The sequence below is a fragment of the Methyloprofundus sedimenti genome (assembly GCF_002072955.1).
Taxonomy (GTDB): Bacteria; Pseudomonadota; Gammaproteobacteria; order Methylococcales; family Methylomonadaceae; genus Methyloprofundus; species Methyloprofundus sedimenti.
Map to the genome: position 1 here is coordinate 556,976 of NZ_LPUF01000003.1, position 17,535 is coordinate 574,510.

The 17,535-nt window shown below is 40.7% G+C and carries 17 protein-coding genes; 15 read left to right on the forward strand and 2 right to left on the reverse strand.

Translation table 11 applies throughout. From position 1 onward, the window contains the following. Window positions 1-75: 75 nt before the first annotated feature. On the reverse strand, window positions 76-1,326 hold the full coding sequence (locus tag AU255_RS17410; RefSeq protein ID WP_080522378.1) for an ISL3 family transposase: 1,251 nt from the start codon (window positions 1,324-1,326) through the stop codon (window positions 76-78). Between the two features lie 951 nt (window positions 1,327-2,277). Between AU255_RS17410 and argH the strand changes: the two genes are divergently transcribed. The 4 genes from argH to rfbA all read left to right on the forward strand — a co-directional run bounded on the left by argH (window position 2,278) and on the right by rfbA (window position 5,927). Beyond that, window positions 2,278-3,669 (forward strand): argininosuccinate lyase, encoded by a 1,392-nt coding sequence (gene argH, locus AU255_RS17415; RefSeq protein ID WP_080524150.1) that lies wholly within the window; start codon window positions 2,278-2,280, stop codon window positions 3,667-3,669. A gap of 200 nt (window positions 3,670-3,869) precedes the next feature. Next, on the forward strand, window positions 3,870-4,463 hold the full coding sequence (gene cobC / locus AU255_RS17420) for an alpha-ribazole phosphatase (RefSeq protein WP_080524151.1): 594 nt from the start codon (window positions 3,870-3,872) through the stop codon (window positions 4,461-4,463). A gap of 236 nt (window positions 4,464-4,699) precedes the next feature. Further along, window positions 4,700-4,822, forward strand: a complete 123-nt coding sequence (locus tag AU255_RS21160; RefSeq protein ID WP_269844823.1) for a hypothetical protein — start codon at window positions 4,700-4,702, stop codon at window positions 4,820-4,822. A gap of 217 nt (window positions 4,823-5,039) precedes the next feature. Continuing rightward, the gene (gene rfbA, locus AU255_RS17425) at window positions 5,040-5,927 is read left to right on the forward strand and encodes a glucose-1-phosphate thymidylyltransferase RfbA (RefSeq protein ID WP_080524152.1); all 888 of its coding nucleotides are present in this window, start codon (window positions 5,040-5,042) and stop codon (window positions 5,925-5,927) included. Window positions 5,928-6,305: 378 nt separating this feature from the next. On the opposite strand, the gene AU255_RS20190 is transcribed toward rfbA, so the two are convergent. Continuing rightward, window positions 6,306-6,530 carry a hypothetical protein gene (locus AU255_RS20190; protein WP_158083162.1) on the reverse strand — a complete coding sequence of 75 codons (225 nt, stop codon included), beginning with the start codon at window positions 6,528-6,530 and terminating at the stop codon, window positions 6,306-6,308. Window positions 6,531-6,692: 162 nt separating this feature from the next. On the opposite strand from AU255_RS20190, the gene AU255_RS17430 reads away from it, so the two are divergent. The 11 genes from AU255_RS17430 (at window position 6,693) to purD (ending at window position 17,527) form a co-directional block, all read left to right on the forward strand. Next, window positions 6,693-6,944, forward strand: a complete 252-nt coding sequence (locus tag AU255_RS17430) for a hypothetical protein (protein ID WP_080524153.1) — start codon at window positions 6,693-6,695, stop codon at window positions 6,942-6,944. A 458-nt stretch (window positions 6,945-7,402) separates the two neighbouring features. Then, window positions 7,403-7,567, forward strand: a complete 165-nt coding sequence (locus tag AU255_RS17435; protein ID WP_080524154.1) for a heavy metal translocating P-type ATPase metal-binding domain-containing protein — start codon at window positions 7,403-7,405, stop codon at window positions 7,565-7,567. Window positions 7,568-7,603: 36 nt separating this feature from the next. After that, on the forward strand, window positions 7,604-7,945 hold the full coding sequence (locus AU255_RS20940) for a hypothetical protein (RefSeq protein WP_233144728.1): 342 nt from the start codon (window positions 7,604-7,606) through the stop codon (window positions 7,943-7,945). A 189-nt stretch (window positions 7,946-8,134) separates the two neighbouring features. After that, window positions 8,135-8,749, forward strand: a complete 615-nt coding sequence (locus AU255_RS17445) for a hypothetical protein (protein ID WP_080524155.1) — start codon at window positions 8,135-8,137, stop codon at window positions 8,747-8,749. A gap of 14 nt (window positions 8,750-8,763) precedes the next feature. Then, window positions 8,764-11,217: a heavy metal translocating P-type ATPase gene (locus AU255_RS17450; protein WP_080524156.1), complete on the forward strand. Its 2,454-nt coding sequence runs from the start codon at window positions 8,764-8,766 to the stop codon at window positions 11,215-11,217. A 1-nt stretch (window position 11,218) separates the two neighbouring features. Next, entirely contained in the window at window positions 11,219-12,016 is a 798-nt protein-coding gene (locus tag AU255_RS17455) for a sulfite exporter TauE/SafE family protein (RefSeq protein WP_198942679.1), read from the forward strand. Between the two features lie 250 nt (window positions 12,017-12,266). Beyond that, window positions 12,267-13,064, forward strand: a complete 798-nt coding sequence (locus AU255_RS17460) for an EcsC family protein (RefSeq protein ID WP_080524157.1) — start codon at window positions 12,267-12,269, stop codon at window positions 13,062-13,064. Window positions 13,065-13,308: 244 nt separating this feature from the next. Next, complete coding sequence (gene dusB, locus AU255_RS17465; RefSeq protein ID WP_080524158.1) at window positions 13,309-14,337, forward strand: tRNA dihydrouridine synthase DusB; 1,029 nt, start codon at window positions 13,309-13,311, stop codon at window positions 14,335-14,337. After that, window positions 14,324-14,572 carry a helix-turn-helix domain-containing protein gene (locus AU255_RS17470; RefSeq protein ID WP_080524159.1) on the forward strand — a complete coding sequence of 83 codons (249 nt, stop codon included), beginning with the start codon at window positions 14,324-14,326 and terminating at the stop codon, window positions 14,570-14,572. The genes dusB and AU255_RS17470 overlap by 14 nt, the downstream gene beginning before the upstream one ends. A 24-nt stretch (window positions 14,573-14,596) precedes the next feature. After that, window positions 14,597-16,156, forward strand: a complete 1,560-nt coding sequence (gene purH, locus AU255_RS17475) for a bifunctional phosphoribosylaminoimidazolecarboxamide formyltransferase/IMP cyclohydrolase (protein WP_080524160.1) — start codon at window positions 14,597-14,599, stop codon at window positions 16,154-16,156. A gap of 96 nt (window positions 16,157-16,252) precedes the next feature. After that, window positions 16,253-17,527, forward strand: a complete 1,275-nt coding sequence (gene purD, locus AU255_RS17480; RefSeq protein ID WP_080524161.1) for a phosphoribosylamine--glycine ligase — start codon at window positions 16,253-16,255, stop codon at window positions 17,525-17,527. Window positions 17,528-17,535: the final 8 nt, after the last annotated feature.

The following is a 17,535-nucleotide window of genomic DNA, read 5'->3' on the forward strand; positions in this document are numbered from 1 at the left end:
AAGCAACTTTTTAATATTTTCCCGTGGATAATGAGGGCTCTTCCCGATTTCGCGGGGTGACCACAACATATAGTGTTAAGCATATCCGAATAAACGTCGGCCTTCGACATCAAGCCAAATATGCTGAAATAAACGCCCTATATCATAAATGCCATAGCAACGTCTTTTGATCACCTTAATTTTGTTATTCAGTCCTTCTACAAAACCACTGGTTTCACGGCGAAGAAAATAATTAGTGATTTCATGCTGCCAGTTTTGTAAGGTCACTATAAATGAGTTGAAACAGTCCAACTTCAGATTTCTAACCTGCTCGACCCATGAATTTAGCTCAGCTTCTGCCTGACTTTTACTTAAAGGTCGGTTAAAAATACCCGTCAATGCTTCCCGATAAATATAAATTTGCTTAAGCTCTGGCGCATAATTAAAGAGTTGTATTAATTTAATTTGTTGCTCTTCATTCAAGTCCCAGAGTGATTTTCGGAATAACCACATCACGCCTTTCAGTTGGGCATAATCCTCACTAGAAAGCGTCTTTTTCAGTGTTTTCATCTCTTTTATTCTTGCGTTGTCTGCACAGGCTCGATAGCTTTTGGTCACATGGAATCGATCAACCACAACCTCAACGCCATGAAGTTCCTCATACACTGCATTACTGTAGCCGTCATACATATCAACGCAGGCACGTTGTATTGTTCTTTTAATTTCCACGGGAATGCTTTGTAGAAATATTTTTACTGTTTCCTTTTTGCGATTTGGCAATACGGCCAAAATGCATTTTTCTCCGCCTTCATTGATCCCTGAAATGATAACAACAAAATCTTTATGTCCTTTTTTTAACGCAATCTCATCAAGTCCAAGTAATGGCAGGCTTTTTATTGTCTCCCAATCCACTTCTTGACGAATATAACGATTAATAATGCCTTCAACAGCCGCTTCATTAATGCCACGTTTGATACTGATGTCGGTTATTGTGCTATTGATTAGGTCGCGCAATATCCACTGTTCATAGGCTTTAGTATGTGGGCTTTTTTGATCATACCAACTACAGCGCTGAGTGGTTGTCGGGCCTTGATCACAATAAGGGCATTGGTAACGCTTCGGTTTGATCTTAATCCAGACGGACTGTTCAAAGATCGGTAAATGGCGTAACGTAATTTCTTTGCCATAGCCATAAAACTTATCGATAGGCTGATGGCATTGCCGACAAGTTGTGCCTTTGCATGTACTTTGGACTTTAATAATAATTCCTTTTTTAGACTCAGTATCAAATGCCTCTATTTGCACATCGGGTAAATCCAAAGGAATTTGTAACAATATCGGGTTCATTTATTTAAAGTTTGCCGTCTAAAAAGATGGCTATCATACCCAGCCTGCACCTAAATAATCAAATAGCAATATACTACATATAGTGACTACCCCGCGAAGTCGGGAAGAGCCATAATGAGAAGTTTCTATAAAACATTATAAGTGACTGAATATAAAATATAATGATCGTAAATGCTTGTCACCTGCTGGGTGACTCTACTCCGCCTCACGGTTTTGTGGATTATTTAACTGCCGGATTAGCAAGTTCAATTTCGCCTAAACCCTGCAAAGCTATGCAGATCATAAATAAAAAAACAATTTTGATGACTAGCAATTTAATCATCTAAAAATTATATTATTTGCGCCCTTTGGTTTGCAGAATTTAGATTTTAAGATGGTTTCATAGCTCCATCTAAAAACACAATTAGTCAGACTATTTTAACAAATGGATTACCGGTGATTTTAGTCTGTCCATTTGATAAAACTCACTCCCTATTCTCAATTTTCCATCCCTGCAGTTAAATAGATTTTATAGCTCTTTAATAAACAGATTCACCTAAATCCCTCCACAATCTGACTATATCGCTAAATTAAACACAAATTAAGTCTTTTAGTTATAAATAAAACCTGACAAGCATATATTTTATATGCATAAGTAATTGAATTAATTTAATTTTAATGAGTTGTATAAAATTCATACAAATTAACAGAACTGTAACAATGCTGGGTGTTAGACTTACTTTTCTACTATTAATCCACAGACTTATCCACAGATAATGTGCACAACTTTTTTCTTTAATCTTGTTAAGTATTTAGCTTCATAAGCAAAACATAAGATGCAAAAATACTTAAAAATAAATAATACATTAGTTCCCTGTTTAGATTATTAGATAACGCCAATAAGCAAATCTTGGGAACATGAAAACATCAATGTTATAATTTAAGATAACTTTTTTTAACCCTAACTACATTATGACTACCGCTAATAAGGACAAACTTTCCAGTGCTCGCTTTTCCGAGGCGACAGACGCCTTTGTTGAAGTATTTACAGCATCGGTTGATTTTGACCAACGCATGGCTCAACAAGATATTCAAGGCTCAATTGCTCATGCAACGATGCTTTGCAAAATTGGCATCTTGACCGAAAAGGAGCGCGACAGTATTTTCCAAGGTCTACAACAAATTAGTGAAGAAATTCAACGTGGCGAGTTTCAGTGGTCGGTGAAGCAAGAAGATGTGCATATGAATATCGAAGCACGTCTAACCGATTTAATAGGCATAGCTGGTAAAAAACTACATACAGGCCGTTCCCGCAATGACCAGGTGGCAACTGATATTCGTTTATATATGCGCACAGAAATTAATGCGATTATTGCCGTTATCGAACGTTTACAAATTGCTTTACTAGATCTGGCTGAACAAGAAGCAAATACGATTATGCCAGGATTTACACATCTACAAGTTGCCCAGCCAGTAACTTTTGGGCATCATTTAATGGCCTGGTTTGAAATGCTGGTACGCGATAAAGAGCGCCTGGAAGATTGCCTTAAACGCGTTAATATTATGCCACTAGGAGCAGCCGCTTTAGCAGGAACCAGTTATCCAATTGATCGTGAATTGACGGCTGAATTATTAGGTTTTTCTCGCCCTTCTGCCAACTCGCTGGATTCAGTGAGTGACCGTGATTTTGCCATAGAATTTACTGCGGCGGGCAGCATTATCATGATGCATTTATCGCGTTTCTCAGAAGAACTGGTATTGTGGACTAGTGCGCAATTTTCGTTTATTGAATTGCCTGATGCCTTTTGCACTGGCTCTTCTATTATGCCGCAAAAGAAAAACCCTGATGTACCTGAATTGGTTCGCGGCAAATCAGGTCGCGTAACAGGGCATCTGGTTTCTTTATTAATGCTAATGAAAAGCCAGCCTCTTGCCTATAATAAGGACAATCAGGAAGATAAAGAACCTTTATTTGACACCGCTGATACGCTAATAAACTGTTTGCGTGCCTTTGCCGAAATGGTGCCGCATATTGAAGCAAAACGTGAAAATATGTTTAATGCAGCGAAAAAAGGCTTTGCCACTGCGACTGACCTGGCAGATTATCTAGTACGTAAAGGCATGGCCTTTCGTGATGCACATGAAGTCGTAGGTCTGGCTGTGCGTTTGGGGCTGGATTCTGAGCGTGACTTATCTGAACTTTCCTTGATCGAATTACAAGGTTTTTCAGAAATGATTACAGAGGACGTATTTGATGTTTTATCTCTGCAAGGCTCAGTCGCAGCACGTAAACATATCGGCGGCACTGCGCCTGATACAGTCCGTGCCGCCATTCAATCAGCGCGAACTGCATTGTCAAAATAGACGTGTAAATAACTAAGCATACCCAACTAACAACACCGATTTTACTTTCAGGAGTAAACACCCTTTAGCTTTTTTCTAGTCATGGCAATAACAAAACTTTACCATGACCAGAAAAATGAGTTTAATATAAGTTAGTTACACAAGTAGACTAAAACCAACCCTCTTAAGTGCAAAATAGCTAAACCGACTTACAAATTATCATGGCCTTGACATTAACTACTATAGACTTGTTGCGTCACGGTGAAGTCGAGGGAGGGTCCTGCTATCGTGGTATTACAGACGACCCTCTCAGTTCTAATGGCTGGGATCAAATGCACAACAAACTCCCTACTCAAACTCATTGGGATCTCATCTTCAGTTCACCGCTTACTCGTTGTCATGCATTTGCACAATTTCTATCACATGAATTACAATTGCCGTTACACATTAGCCCTTCTTTTCAAGAACTTGATTTTGGAGACTGGGAAGGAAAGACAGCAGATCAAATTAACCCTCAATTACTTGACCAATTTTACCTTGACCCAATAAGTTTCCCACCGCCAAATGGTGAACGCTTTGCTCACTTCCAGCAGCGAGTTATACAAGCCTGGCAATCTCTATACAAAGTTCACCAAGGCAAACATATTCTCTTGATCACTCATGCCGGTGTTATACGCATTATTCTAGCCCATATATTAGCCATGGATATTCAGCACAGCTTTAGACTTAAGATAAATAATGCCTGTTTATCGAATATTCAGTGTTTTCAACAGTCCGGCAAGGAAAATTTCTTTCAATTAGTCAGACACGGTTAACTGAAATGAAGTAATAAGGCAGGACAAAAGCGCTACCTATCGATTCAAACGCAACCGGAAGCGTAAATAAATAACTAAGAAAAAATATTATTGAGCAAGCGCTATCAAATACAAAAACAATGTATTAATTCAGCTTACCCTTGGTTTCAAAGCAAATTCACCATAGAATAAGCTTATTAATCACACAAAGAAGCCCAAAATACGGCACTTGCACAAGAGAAGACAGTGAGCAAATAATGGAACTACTTAAGACATTTATTGCAGGCACTTCTGAAGAAAGTAATTCAAATGTGCGTTATGAACCAGAGTTACGCGAAAGAACTACGCGTGTCGGAGAAGAATTAAAGCATCAGCGATGAATTAATGTTAGCGGTTTTTGTACAAATGGAAAAGCGCTTTGAATAAATAGAAAAACGATTTGAAAAGTAAGTGCAAGCTATCATGGACATACATCAAGAGATTAAACTACAAATGCGTTGGGGTTTTGGAGCCTTAATTGGCATTGGCGGACTTGTAAAAGTAAATTAATCACCAAAACACTCATACAGAAACCTAAACTTACTATACCAGGAAACAATGAAAGGAATAATATTAGCCGGAGGCTCTGGCACACGCCTATACCCAATTACCAAGGGAATATCAAAACAAGCTCTTCCCGTTTATGATAAACCCATGATTTACTATCCATTATCGATATTAATGATAGCTGGAATTACAAAAATATTAATCATTACAACACCTGATGATCAAGCCAGTTTTAAACGCTTACTGGGAAATGGTTCAGATATTGGCTTACAACTCGAATATATAGTACAGCCCTCCCCCGATGGTTTAGCACAGGCCTTTATCCTGGGAAAGGACTTTATTGGTGATGACGATGTATGTCTGGTGTTAGGGGATAATATATTCTATGGCCACGATCTTAAAAAAACCTTGGCAACAGCTGTCGCTACCGCCAAAAAAGACAACAAGGCAACCGTATTCGGATATCGCGTTGCTGATGCTGAGCGTTATGGTGTGGCAGAGTTTGACCCAAACGGTAATGTCATAAGCCTGGAAGAAAAACCCACCCACCCAAAAAGTAAATACGCCGTCACTGGCATGTATTTTTACCCTAATGATGTAGTAAAAAAAGCAGCATCAATAACGCCCTCTGCAAGGGGTGAACTAGAAATCACAACGGTTAATCAACTCTATCTAAATGAAAAACGGTTAAAAGTACAATTACTGGGAAGAGGCTATGCCTGGCTGGATACAGGAACACATGAAAGTCTGCTAGAAGCTTCACAATTCATAGAAACCATTGAAAAACGACAAGGGTTAAAAGTAGCCTGTATCGAAGAAATAGCCTTCGAACAAGGCTATATCACTAAAGAAAAACTAATTGAACTAGCCAAACCCCTGGAAAAAAACCAATACGGTCAGTACTTGCTGCAAAGAGCAGAAGAAGGCAAAACAAAATAAAGTTTTGTGCACAAGCAATTCTTTATTAATGCGTGGCCTATACAAAGAATCGATGACTGAACGCATATGCCCAACTTCATCAAAAAAGTAGATAAAGGTGATATTTGCTGAGTTGATAATATACCGAGGCGGCTTCTAAAATACAGCCGCCTGGTCAGGATAATTGATCCTGGCCACCTTTTATCTTCCAAATTAATACTGTAATCAGGAGAGCGTGAATGCTAGCACCTGTTATTTCCCAATACTAAAACGGGATAAAGGTAAATTAGGACCATTCTGTCATTTACCTAAGCAAAATATAATCAGCTTTAAATAATGACAGAGTGGTCAGATGGGTGATCCATTAGTTAAACCCAATGATGCAATGCTTTGCTCAAATTATTGGTTTACAGCAACAGTATAATCTACCTGATGACCGCATTGAATATCAAATTCGTAACTGTCCTTTCTATAGACGGTTTTAACAACTCCCATTTGAAGAATGTGTCCCGAAAGACAGGATTGCTTGCTTACTTGGTGAGCACCTAAAAAGACAGAAGCTGATTGAATTCCTGTTTGACCGCGTTCACGAACAACTTGCTGGGCAGGCTCTATTAATATCAACTAATTAAACTATGTTATGTGACTTATAAATATTACATCAAATAACTCGTTTTTTCTTTTATTTTTATTTTAACAATATTTTATTTTTATATATCAGTCAGTTAATAGTTGGCCTACTTTTTGTATGATTAATATAACACTACAATTAATCAATTCGGAAATATGAGCAATCAACCGTCACTACAACAAGAATCACAAGTTTCAAATAGTGCAATATTACTTGGTGCTGGCCTTGCACTCGCCTCATTTATTGTATTACCAGCCATAGCAGCTCGCGTTGGCTTGGGCTCGAGCCTAACGGGTGCCATGCGTATTGCCCTGATGAAAGCATCGACTAAAGTATGTAATCACAACTCTGGTAATGGACAAAGTCGTTCAAACTCGTGCTCTCCGGATGTCGATTGTAATCAGTAACCTACCTTCCTGTAGTCTTGCCCTTCTCTACCGCTGAAAATCCTGGAAGCGGAGCCTAAGCGAAGTAAAAACTTTTAATCCGTGATAGCAGTAGATCTGGGTGTTTTCACGAGGCGTCTTTTTGGATAGAGAAAACATTCGGCTTTCCGATAGTGCGTCCAGCCATTTAAGGTAACAAAATAAACAACCATTTGATGCTTTTATAATTTATAAGTAGATGCAGGGCGAATAAGGGCAACGCAGTTTTTAATCAATCCCGTTAAGCATTTCGCGCGTTGTGGACAAGAATGCCCAAAATGAACTTTCGCAAAAGTAGGGACTCCCCTCTCAATTTCTGGTATAGTCAGTTTTCAAAGCGTAAGTCAACTTTAGCAAAGAGGCGAAATAGCATCTCTTTATCAATGTTGATGAGGTTTTTTCACGCTTATCGGTTTTAAACTACCATTACATTAACACTTATGGCTGAAGAAAAAAAATCATGTGATTTATGCGGGCTTCCGGTAGAGGTCGCAGGCTTTACCCTGCTAACAAAAGAAGGTAAAAAAGAATTTTGCTGCGAAGGCTGTCAAGGCATTTACCAAATGCTTAATGAAGATAATTTGCTACCTGAAGATACCCAATAATAAACCTGTATTCTCTTTTAATTTGGACTAATAACTATGGCTCACAATCACGCTAAACGTGCGGCTGCAACTACCATGTCGCATGCTAAAAATATCGCCCATCATGGATTGAATAGGCATGAAGTTTCAACTACATTAATCAAAGGTGCTGTTATGTCTGCAGGTGCGCAAACTGGAAAAACAATTATGAGTAAAATTACAAAACATCCCCTACTTCTAGTAGGTATTGGCATGGTAGGTGGCTACTATGTACACAAATATAGAAAAGAAATTATTTCTTCGGTCACATCAGTCGGTGATAAAGGTAAAGATTTTGTGCTGCAACAAAAAGAAAACCTGGAAGATATGGTTGCTGAATCAAAAGAAGACCAGGAGTAACAAGTCTTCTTTTTCTGACAACGACACATTTTAAGCAGAGTAACTTGATATAGGGCGTACTTGAGTTCGCCCTATTGATAATGCAAGGAGTGCTCTAAAAAGTTTCTTTTAAGTGTCTTGAATAAAAGCATGTCTAATATGCTGTTTATTCTTATCCACTTCACTCTAATATCTCGTTTTACTACCTACATGTCTATACAAAAAGAAATTATTCTACGCTATAAATCTTCTGGTCATGTAAGATTCCAAATTCCGGAACGCTTATGTAGCGATGAAGTTGCTAGCTTCGTATCAGATGCAATCCGTGATTTTGAAGGTGTATATCGCGTTAATTTATTCAGCAACAAACGCAAGCTGTCTATTCGATTTACTGAAGAAAGTGTTTCCCTGCAAGAGCTAGCTAAGCAACTTATTGAGTTGCTCACCGACCTGGAGAATAAAGGCTTTTTCAATGCAAAGCCAGACACCGTAACATCCAGCCGTTTTACTAAAAACCTTAAGATGCCTAACTGGAAGGGCACTCGATGGGCTAAAGAAAAATACACTGAAACCAAAGAAACAGCTCAAGCAATCAGCATTTTGGCAAAATTAGGACTGAAAAAAAAACCCGAAATTCTCGCTAACCCCGAAAAAACCCTGATCACCTTTTTTAATGATGTTTTAGTACTCTTTCTAATTAAGATACATTGGAAATTAATTACTAAAAAATGGATATTAGAGCCTTTAAAGTATCGCTATCAATGGCTAACCATTTTCTACCTGATGTTTTTATTTATTCGTTCTAAAACGACTAAAAGCAAATAAAATCTAAGCCCCCTATGACTCAATCATTTCAGCCTAAAAATTTTAAGCTCGCCCATGAACTAAAAAGCCGTATTCGGATTTTAGTGCCTATTCTGGAAAAAGATCCCGAACGAACTTATATTTTTGAGATTATTTTAAAAAAACGTCCTGAAATAAAAACCATAAAATCAATTCCTGAAATTGGCTCGGTAACGCTCTACTTTCAGCATAAAAGTTTACCTAAAGAGAACTTGCTAACTTTGCTGGATATGGTTTTAGACAATATCGGCAAGAAAAAAATCAGCCTGCCCAAAAGCAATATCATTGAAGATACCAGCGTTCCCCTACAGGATATTAGCCTGGCTATTGAAGGCATGAGCTGTGCTTCTTGCGCATTACTTCTGGAAATGTCCTTAAAACGGGATCCACGAGTACATAACGCAACCGTTAACTTTGCTTCTGCCATTGCGTCTACAAATGGTCGTTTATCACGTCAGGATATGGCTGAGATTATCAGCAAAGTCGGTTATAAAGCAAACTTAATGGACACGCTATCACAGCGTCAGGAGCTTATAAGAAAGGAGCATCTGCGCCTGGCCAGCGCTAAAAAACGATTTATTTGGGCCAGCGTTCTAAGCGCCCCCGTGGTCGCAATCGGCATGGCAATGCCCTCAGGACGCCTTTTTCACTGGGTTCAATTTGCACTAACAACTCCGGTTGTTTTTGCAGCAGGCGGGACATTTTTTAGCAAAGCCTGGTTACTTGCAAAAATGGGCAGGGCAAATATGGATAGCTTAATCGCTATCGGTGTTGGTTCTGCATATGGGTACAGCATACCTTCGCTATTAAGAGGCAAAGGGCATCTGTATTTTGAGGCTGCCGCCAGTATCATTTCTTTTGTCCTGCTTGGACGTTATATGGAAGAAAATGCCAAAGGAAAAGCAGGCGAAGCCATTAGAAAACTGGTTGATTTACAACCACAAACCGCTACGCTATTAAAAGATGGCCAGGAAATCACTATCAGTATTGATGATATTGAGTTAGGTGATTCCTTACTCATTCGCCCTGGTGAAAAAATTCCCACAGATGGCGAGGTTATTGATGGTATTTCTACCGTTGACGAAGCCATGGTGACTGGAGAAAGCATTCCTGTTATTAAGGAAGTTGGACATAAAGTCATCGGCGGCTGTGTTAACGGCACGGGCTTACTGACTATAAAAGCGACAGCCATTGGCATGGATACCGTTCTTGCGGGAATTATCCATATGGTTGATCACGCCCAGGCATCTAAATTGCCTGTACAAAAAATGGTCGATAAAATTTCGGCTGTATTTGTACCCAGCGTTATGGCCATTTCAGCACTCACTTTTGCGTCATGGACTATTGCTGGAGCCCCGTTTAGCTTTGCCTTTAGCAGTGCAGTTACCGTAATGTTAATCGCCTGCCCTTGTGCGCTTGGCCTGGCCACACCAACAGCTATTATGGTCGGCACTGGCCAGTCAGCCAAACGTGGTGTCTTTATCCGTAATGGAGAAAGTCTGGAAATAGCAACGCATCTAACTGCAATTATTTTTGATAAAACCGGAACCATTACCGAAGGAAAACCGGTAGTCACCGATTTTATCAATATCAGTCCGATCAGTAATGAACTGCTACTCTCGCATCTTGCTTCTGCCGAACATAATTCAGAACATTTTCTGGCCAAGGCGATTGTTAATTATGCACTGGCAGAACACGATTTTGAGTTTAAACAGGTAAAAGATTTTAAGGTCACGGCAGGCCGAGGCTTGCAAACAAAAGTAGGTCATTACCAGGTACTGATTGGTAATCAGGCATGGCTGGAAGAACAAAATATAGATATTTCTGAACTCTTGCCTCATGCTCATGAACTTGGACTTATGGGAAAAACACCTGTCTTTACAGCGTTTAATGGTAAAGCAAGCGCAATATTTGGTATTGCCGACCAACCCAGAAAAAACGCTAAACAGGCTATTGCCGCACTAAACAGGTTAAATATCGAAACACTGATGGTGACAGGTGACACCATCGAAACCGCTAAACATATTGCAAGCCAGGTCGGCATTAAAACCGTGATTGCTCATGCAACGCCCGAGCAAAAACTACTGGAAATTCATCGTCTGCAAAATGAAGGCGGCTCGGTCGGCATGATTGGTGATGGTATCAATGACGCCCCTGCTCTTGCAGCGGCAAATGTTGGCTTTGCTATTGGCCATGGAACAGATATTGCGATTGAATCCGCGGATTTAACTCTGGTCAATGGCGATATTTCCAAAGTAGCTGAAACCATTGAACTTAGCACTTACACCATGAAGATTATCAAACAAAATTTATTCTGGGCTTTTGGCTACAATACTGTTGCCATTCCTATTGCTGCAGTCGGAAAGCTAAACCCTATGATAGCTTCCGCTGCCATGGCATTAAGCTCAGTCTCGGTTATAGTTAACTCTTTACGAATCAACGGAAAATAACGTGACCGATTTTTTTGCTAATCTGGATTACTCAGTTTATGCCCTCGCATTAATGACAGGTTTTTTTGGCAGTGGGCATTGTGCAGGTATGTGCGGAGCACTGGTAGCGGGTTTTTTCATGAAAACCGAGAAAAAAAGTGTCTGGCCCTACTTAGCCTATCACTTTGCCCGCATAACCATGTATACCATAGTCGGTATTACTGCCGCCTTACTTGGAGTTGCACTGGTTTCAACTGGTTTATTAGGCCATATTCAAGGATTTTTACAAGTCACCATAGGTTTCTTTGTCATTATTTTGGCTTTAGGTATAGTCGGACTTTCGCCCTGGCAATTTTCCATGAAATATATGCCTACCAAGATACTGAATAAAATCTTTATGTCTGCTGCAAGACGCGGTTCTGTTCTAGGGGCTAGCATGGGAGGAATGCTGAATGGCCTGATGCCCTGCCCGCTCACCTTTGCCATGGCAGTCAATGCAACCTCGGCTCCAGGTCCCATAGAAGGCGGATTAATGATGCTCGCTTTAGGGATTGGTACTTTACCCACCATGCTCGTGGTCACTTTTGCTTTTGGTAAATTAGGTACCAAGGCACGTGGTTTAATGCTTAAATTCGCAGCAGTACTGATGATAGTGATGGGAGCAAATACCATGTATAACGGCATACGCTTCCTTGCTTCCGATAATGGCTTTAAGGAAATGATGCATCATATGCAATCTATAGAACTGATGGGCATCGCAAAAAAACCAGAACAAGCCACTGGCATGGAAATGGATCATTCTACACACAATATGCCTTAAAGCTCCGCTGGTTAAAACAGGCGGGGCTCCAGGCAAACTCAAAGCACTTCATAAAGTATTTAGCCAGGATGAAATAACCAGAAACTATTAAGGATGCTTAACAAATAATTATAGAATATCAACCTCAAATAAAACGTCGACTATCTCAAACCACAGTTGTAATAGTCGACGTTGCATAAAAACCGGGGATTTCCTTCACCAATCGACTGCCTCCGGATACTTCCTCCTTAAACGCTATGCTTTTTCTACAATGAAACTCACCTCTAAAGATCTAATTATTTTGCATAGGGCAGCAGACGTATTAGAAAACCCTAGCTTTAGTTCAAAAATTACTAAAACTGTGGGCAGTGCTGTAGAGAAAACTATCGCCATATTACCCGAGCAAGTCTCTCTTTCATTAAATGATATAACCCGCACTGCATTAGAAAAATCATTAGAAGGTGCAATTTTCACCTTGAATTCCCGCAAAAGCAGTATCCCCTATAATAAAACGCACAAATTTTTTGCTGGCTTAAGTGGTGCTCTTGGCGGAGCTTTTGGTTTAACAGCCATTACTATAGAATTACCTATCTCAACCACCATTATGTTGCGATCAATTGCCGATATTGCACGTTTTTACGGTGAAAACCTGAGTCATGGAAATACCAAAATGGCCTGCCTGGAAGTTTTTGCCCTAAGTGACACTACTCGCCACGGTTCTGAGACCGGCTACTATGCCATTCGTTCAATATTAGCTAAAGGACTAGCCGAAGCTTCATCGCAACTTGGCACACCTGTTTTAAGTAAAGAAAGTGCGCCTATCGTGAGTAAAGCCATCAATCAAATTGCAGCTCGTTTTAGTATCCCTGTTTCTGAAAAAATAGCTGCACAAACCATACCGGTGATCGGTGCTATTGGCGGAGCCACCATTAATCTTTTATTTATTGGCTATTTTCAGGACCTGGCACATGCTCACTTCGCTTTGCGCAGACTGGAGCGTAACTACACACCAGAATTAGTAAAATTAAATTACCAAAAATACCTTGCGCAACAACACGAAGCAACGTAGATGCTTCAATCCTCGAATATATATTTAGCATCTTTCATTTTACAATTTTCACAATGACTGGTGTGCAATAGTTTTAGCAATTGCTAACTTCATTAAGCTAAAGATTTTTTTACTCCTGAGTTGAATAATTATCGGCAAATGTAAACTACTTCCAGGTAAAAATGAAAAATGCCCAATATTCCTTATACTTAAGATAGTTTCGTAGTATTATAGATTGCCCCGTAAAGAACTCTCCAGCTAAAAAATGAAGATAGGTCCCTACCAGTTACAAAATAATCTTGTCTTGGCACCTATGGCAGGGATAACCGACCGTCCATTCAGGAATTTATGCAAGCAATTTGGCGCTGGACTTGCTGTCTCCGAAATGGTCGCTTCAAACCCGGCTTTACGCAAACATAAACGCACCCTATTAAAAGCTGATCATACCGGGGAAACTGGCCTGCGTTCAGTACAAATTCTGGGTGCAAATCCTGAGAAAATGGCCGAAGCAGCACAATTCAATGCACAGCGTGGTGCACAGATTATCGATATTAATATGGGCTGTCCCACTAAAAAAGTCTGCTCGGTAGCCGCTGGATCTGCATTATTACGTAATGAAGATCTGGTAAAAACTATTCTGCAAAAAGTGGTTTCCGCTGTCAATATTCCTGTGACCTTAAAAATCCGTACCGGTTGGGATAAAGATAACCGCAATGCCGTTAAAATTGCTCAACTAGCCGAACAATCCGGTATTGCAGCGCTGACAGTGCATGGTCGCACACGCGCCTGTGCTTTTAAAGGTGCGGCAGAGTATGACACGATTAAAGCAGTAAAGGCAGCTGTCTCTATCCCGGTGATTGCCAACGGCGATATCACATCGGTCGAAAAAGCCAGATATGTCCTGGATTACACCTCTGCCGATGCGATTATGATTGGACGTGCAGCGCAAGGCCGCCCATGGTTTTTTGAAGAGATTCAACATTATTTGCAAACAGGCGAACAGGCTATTCAGACTGATTTGCATAAAATAAAAAATACCTTACAACAGCATCTGGAAGAATTGTATCTATTTTATGGGACACTGAATGGTGTTAGAATAGGCAGGAAACATATCGGCTGGTATTTCGATCATTTAGGCTCATTACCCGCTACGATAAAAAAACCTATTTACCAGACAAATTCCCCAGAGACCCAACTATCCCTCGTTAACTCTGCGTTTGACCTTTTCGATAAAACTATGCCACTGAAACATGCAAGCAACGCAATGAAGTATAGATACAATGACCACTGCTAATAAAACCCCAATCCCCTTATCTGTTCAGGTCAGGCTCGCTGTTGATCAATATCTTGCTCAGCTAGATGGTCATCAGACTACTGACTTACTTGCACTAGTGCTGACTGAAGTCGAAAAACCATTATTAGAAGCGACCTTTCAATACTCGGGTTACAACCAGACCAAAACTGCACAAATTCTTGGTATTAGTCGTAGTACTTTACGTAAAAAGCTGGACCAATACGGCTTATCCTAACCCCTATTATCTTTAGAGATTTTCATGAAAAAAAAAGTTAATCGCGCCTTAATCAGCGTTTCTAACAAAACCGGTATACTTGATTTTTGCCGAGAGCTCGACCAATTAGGCATTGAACTATTATCTACCGGTGGCACAGCAAAATTGTTAGCCGAAAATGATATTAATGTTACCGAGGTATCTGATTACACGGGATTTCCCGAAATGATGGATGGTCGGGTCAAAACCCTACACCCGAAGATTCATGGTGGTATTCTGGGACGCCGTGGCATTGATGATGACATCATGCAGGATAGTGGTATCAAGCCAATTGATATGGTAATTGTTAATCTTTACCCTTTTGAAGAAACAGTTGCACGGCCTGATTGTGATCTGGCGACAGCTATTGAAAATATTGATATAGGCGGGCCTAGCATGATTCGTGGTGCCGCTAAAAATCATAATGATGTCGCTATTGTGGTTGACCCAGAAGATTATGAAGACATTTTAAAAGAACTGCTTAATAATAAAAACCAATTATCTCGTCAAACGCGCTTTAACCTTGCTCTTAAGAGTTTTGCACTCACGGCAAGCTACGATACAGCTATTTCAATTTATTTAGAAAAAGTAAATCAGCAAGCATTTCCTGAGACACTAAACTTACAATTTAATAAAATTCAAAGTATGCGTTATGGTGAAAATCCACATCAAAATGCTGCTTTCTACAAAGAAAAGTTACCTGCATCAGGTTCCATTGCAGGCGCTAAACAACTGCAAGGTAAAGAGCTTTCCTATAATAATATTGCTGATACTGATGCCGCATTAGAATGCGTAAAATCTTTTGAAGACAAGCCTACCTGCGTCATCGTCAAACATGCCAATCCCTGTGGTGTTGCACAGGCAGACTCTATTCTTGATGCATACGACCTAGCTTATGCCACTGATCCCACTTCCTCTTTTGGCGGCATAATCGCGTTTAACATGGAGTTAGACGAGGCAACAGCAGCGGAGATTATTAAACGTCAGTTTGTTGAAGTTATTATTGCACCAACCATTAGTTCAGCCGCACTGAAAGTGCTTTCTGAAAAGCAAAACGTGCGCGTCCTGGAAAGCGGACTCTGGAATAGCGGTCACGAGCCTAGCCTTGATTATAAGCGCGTTTCTGGAGGACTATTAGTACAAGACAAAGATTACGGCATGATCAATGCTGCAGAAGTGAAAGTCGTAAGTAAACGCGTACCGACCGAACAGGAATTAGCCGATTTATTATTTGCCTGGAAAGTGGCCAAATTTGTTAAATCCAATGCCATTGTTTATTGCAAAAATGGACGCACAATCGGTGTTGGCGCAGGCCAGATGAGCCGGGTCTATTCAGCTAGAATTGCCGGCATTAAAGCCGCTGATGAAGGATTGACAGTCCCGGGCTCAGTGATGGCTTCCGATGCCTTCTTTCCTTTTAGAGATGGACTGGATGCCGCTGCAGAAGCAGGTATTACCGCAGTTATTCAACCAGGAGGCTCGATGCGCGATGCGGAAGTTATTGCAGCGGCAGATGAGCATAATATCGCCATGGTCTTTACCGGCATGCGTCATTTTAGACATTAAAATATGACCGTAGGGTGGACAACACTTTTCTGTCCTCCTGTCATTTAATGGTGTGCAGAAAAACCTTGCCCACCCTACATAATTCAAAGTTTATTTATGAAAATTCTTATAGTCGGTAGCGGCGGGCGTGAACATGCGCTAGGCTGGAAAGCAAGTCAATCTCCAAAAGTCGAAACAGTTTACGTGGCTCCTGGTAATGCCGGAACAGCTTTAGAAGATAAACTCATTAATATCGACATCTCAGTAGAAAATATAAATGGTTTGCTGAATTTTGCGCAACAGGAAAATATCGATTTAACCATTATTGGCCCTGAAGTACCGCTGGTCGCAGGCATAGTCGATGTCTTTCAGGCAGCAGGATTAAAATGCTTTGGACCAGGTGCAAAAGCGGCGCAACTGGAAGGCTCCAAAAAGTTCTGTAAAGATTTTATGGCGCGACATAAGATTCCAACGGCCGAATATCAGACCTTTACTGACCAGAACGCAGCCATAGACTATATTCAGCAAAAAGGTGCCCCCATCGTGGTTAAAGCCGATGGCTTAGCAGCGGGCAAAGGTGTTATCGTTGCTCAAACTGAAGCCGAAGCCATCGCAGCAGTTAAAGATATGCTGTCCGGCAATAGCTTTGGCGCAGCCGGAAGTCGCGTGGTTATCGAAGAATTTCTGACCGGTGAAGAAGCGAGTTTTATTGTTATTGCTGATGGCATACAAGCACTCCCCATGGCAAGTTCACAAGATCATAAAGCACGAGATAATGGTGATAAAGGTCCTAATACCGGTGGCATGGGAGCCTACTCCCCTGCTCCGATTGTCACGGATGAAATTCATCAGCGGGTTATGGACGAAGTGATTAACCCAACCTTAAAAGGCATGGCAGACGATGGTATGCCCTATACCGGCTTCCTCTATGCTGGCTTGATGATTTCTCCTGAGGGCGAGCTCAAAGTTTTAGAATATAACTGCCGTTTTGGTGATCCTGAAACACAACCGATTATGATGCGCTTGAAAAGCGATTTAGTCACTTTATGTGAAGCGGCATTAAACCAGGATCTGGCCAATATCAGTACTGAATGGGATGAGCGCTGTGCATTAGGTGTCGTGCTGGCTGCAGGAGGTTACCCTGACAGCTACCCAAAAGGTGATGTGATTAGTGGCTTACCCGAGGCTGAAATGAGTGACAGCAAAGTTTTTCATGCTGGCACCCGTCTGGTTGACGGCAAAGTGGTCACCGATGGCGGAAGAGTTTTATGTGCCTGTGCCTTAGGTGATACTATTCGGGAAGCACAACAGAAGGCTTATGCTTTAAGCCACAAAATCACTTGGGATAAAGTTTATTATCGTACCGATATAGGCTTTAAAGCGCTCAGATAGCGCCTTAT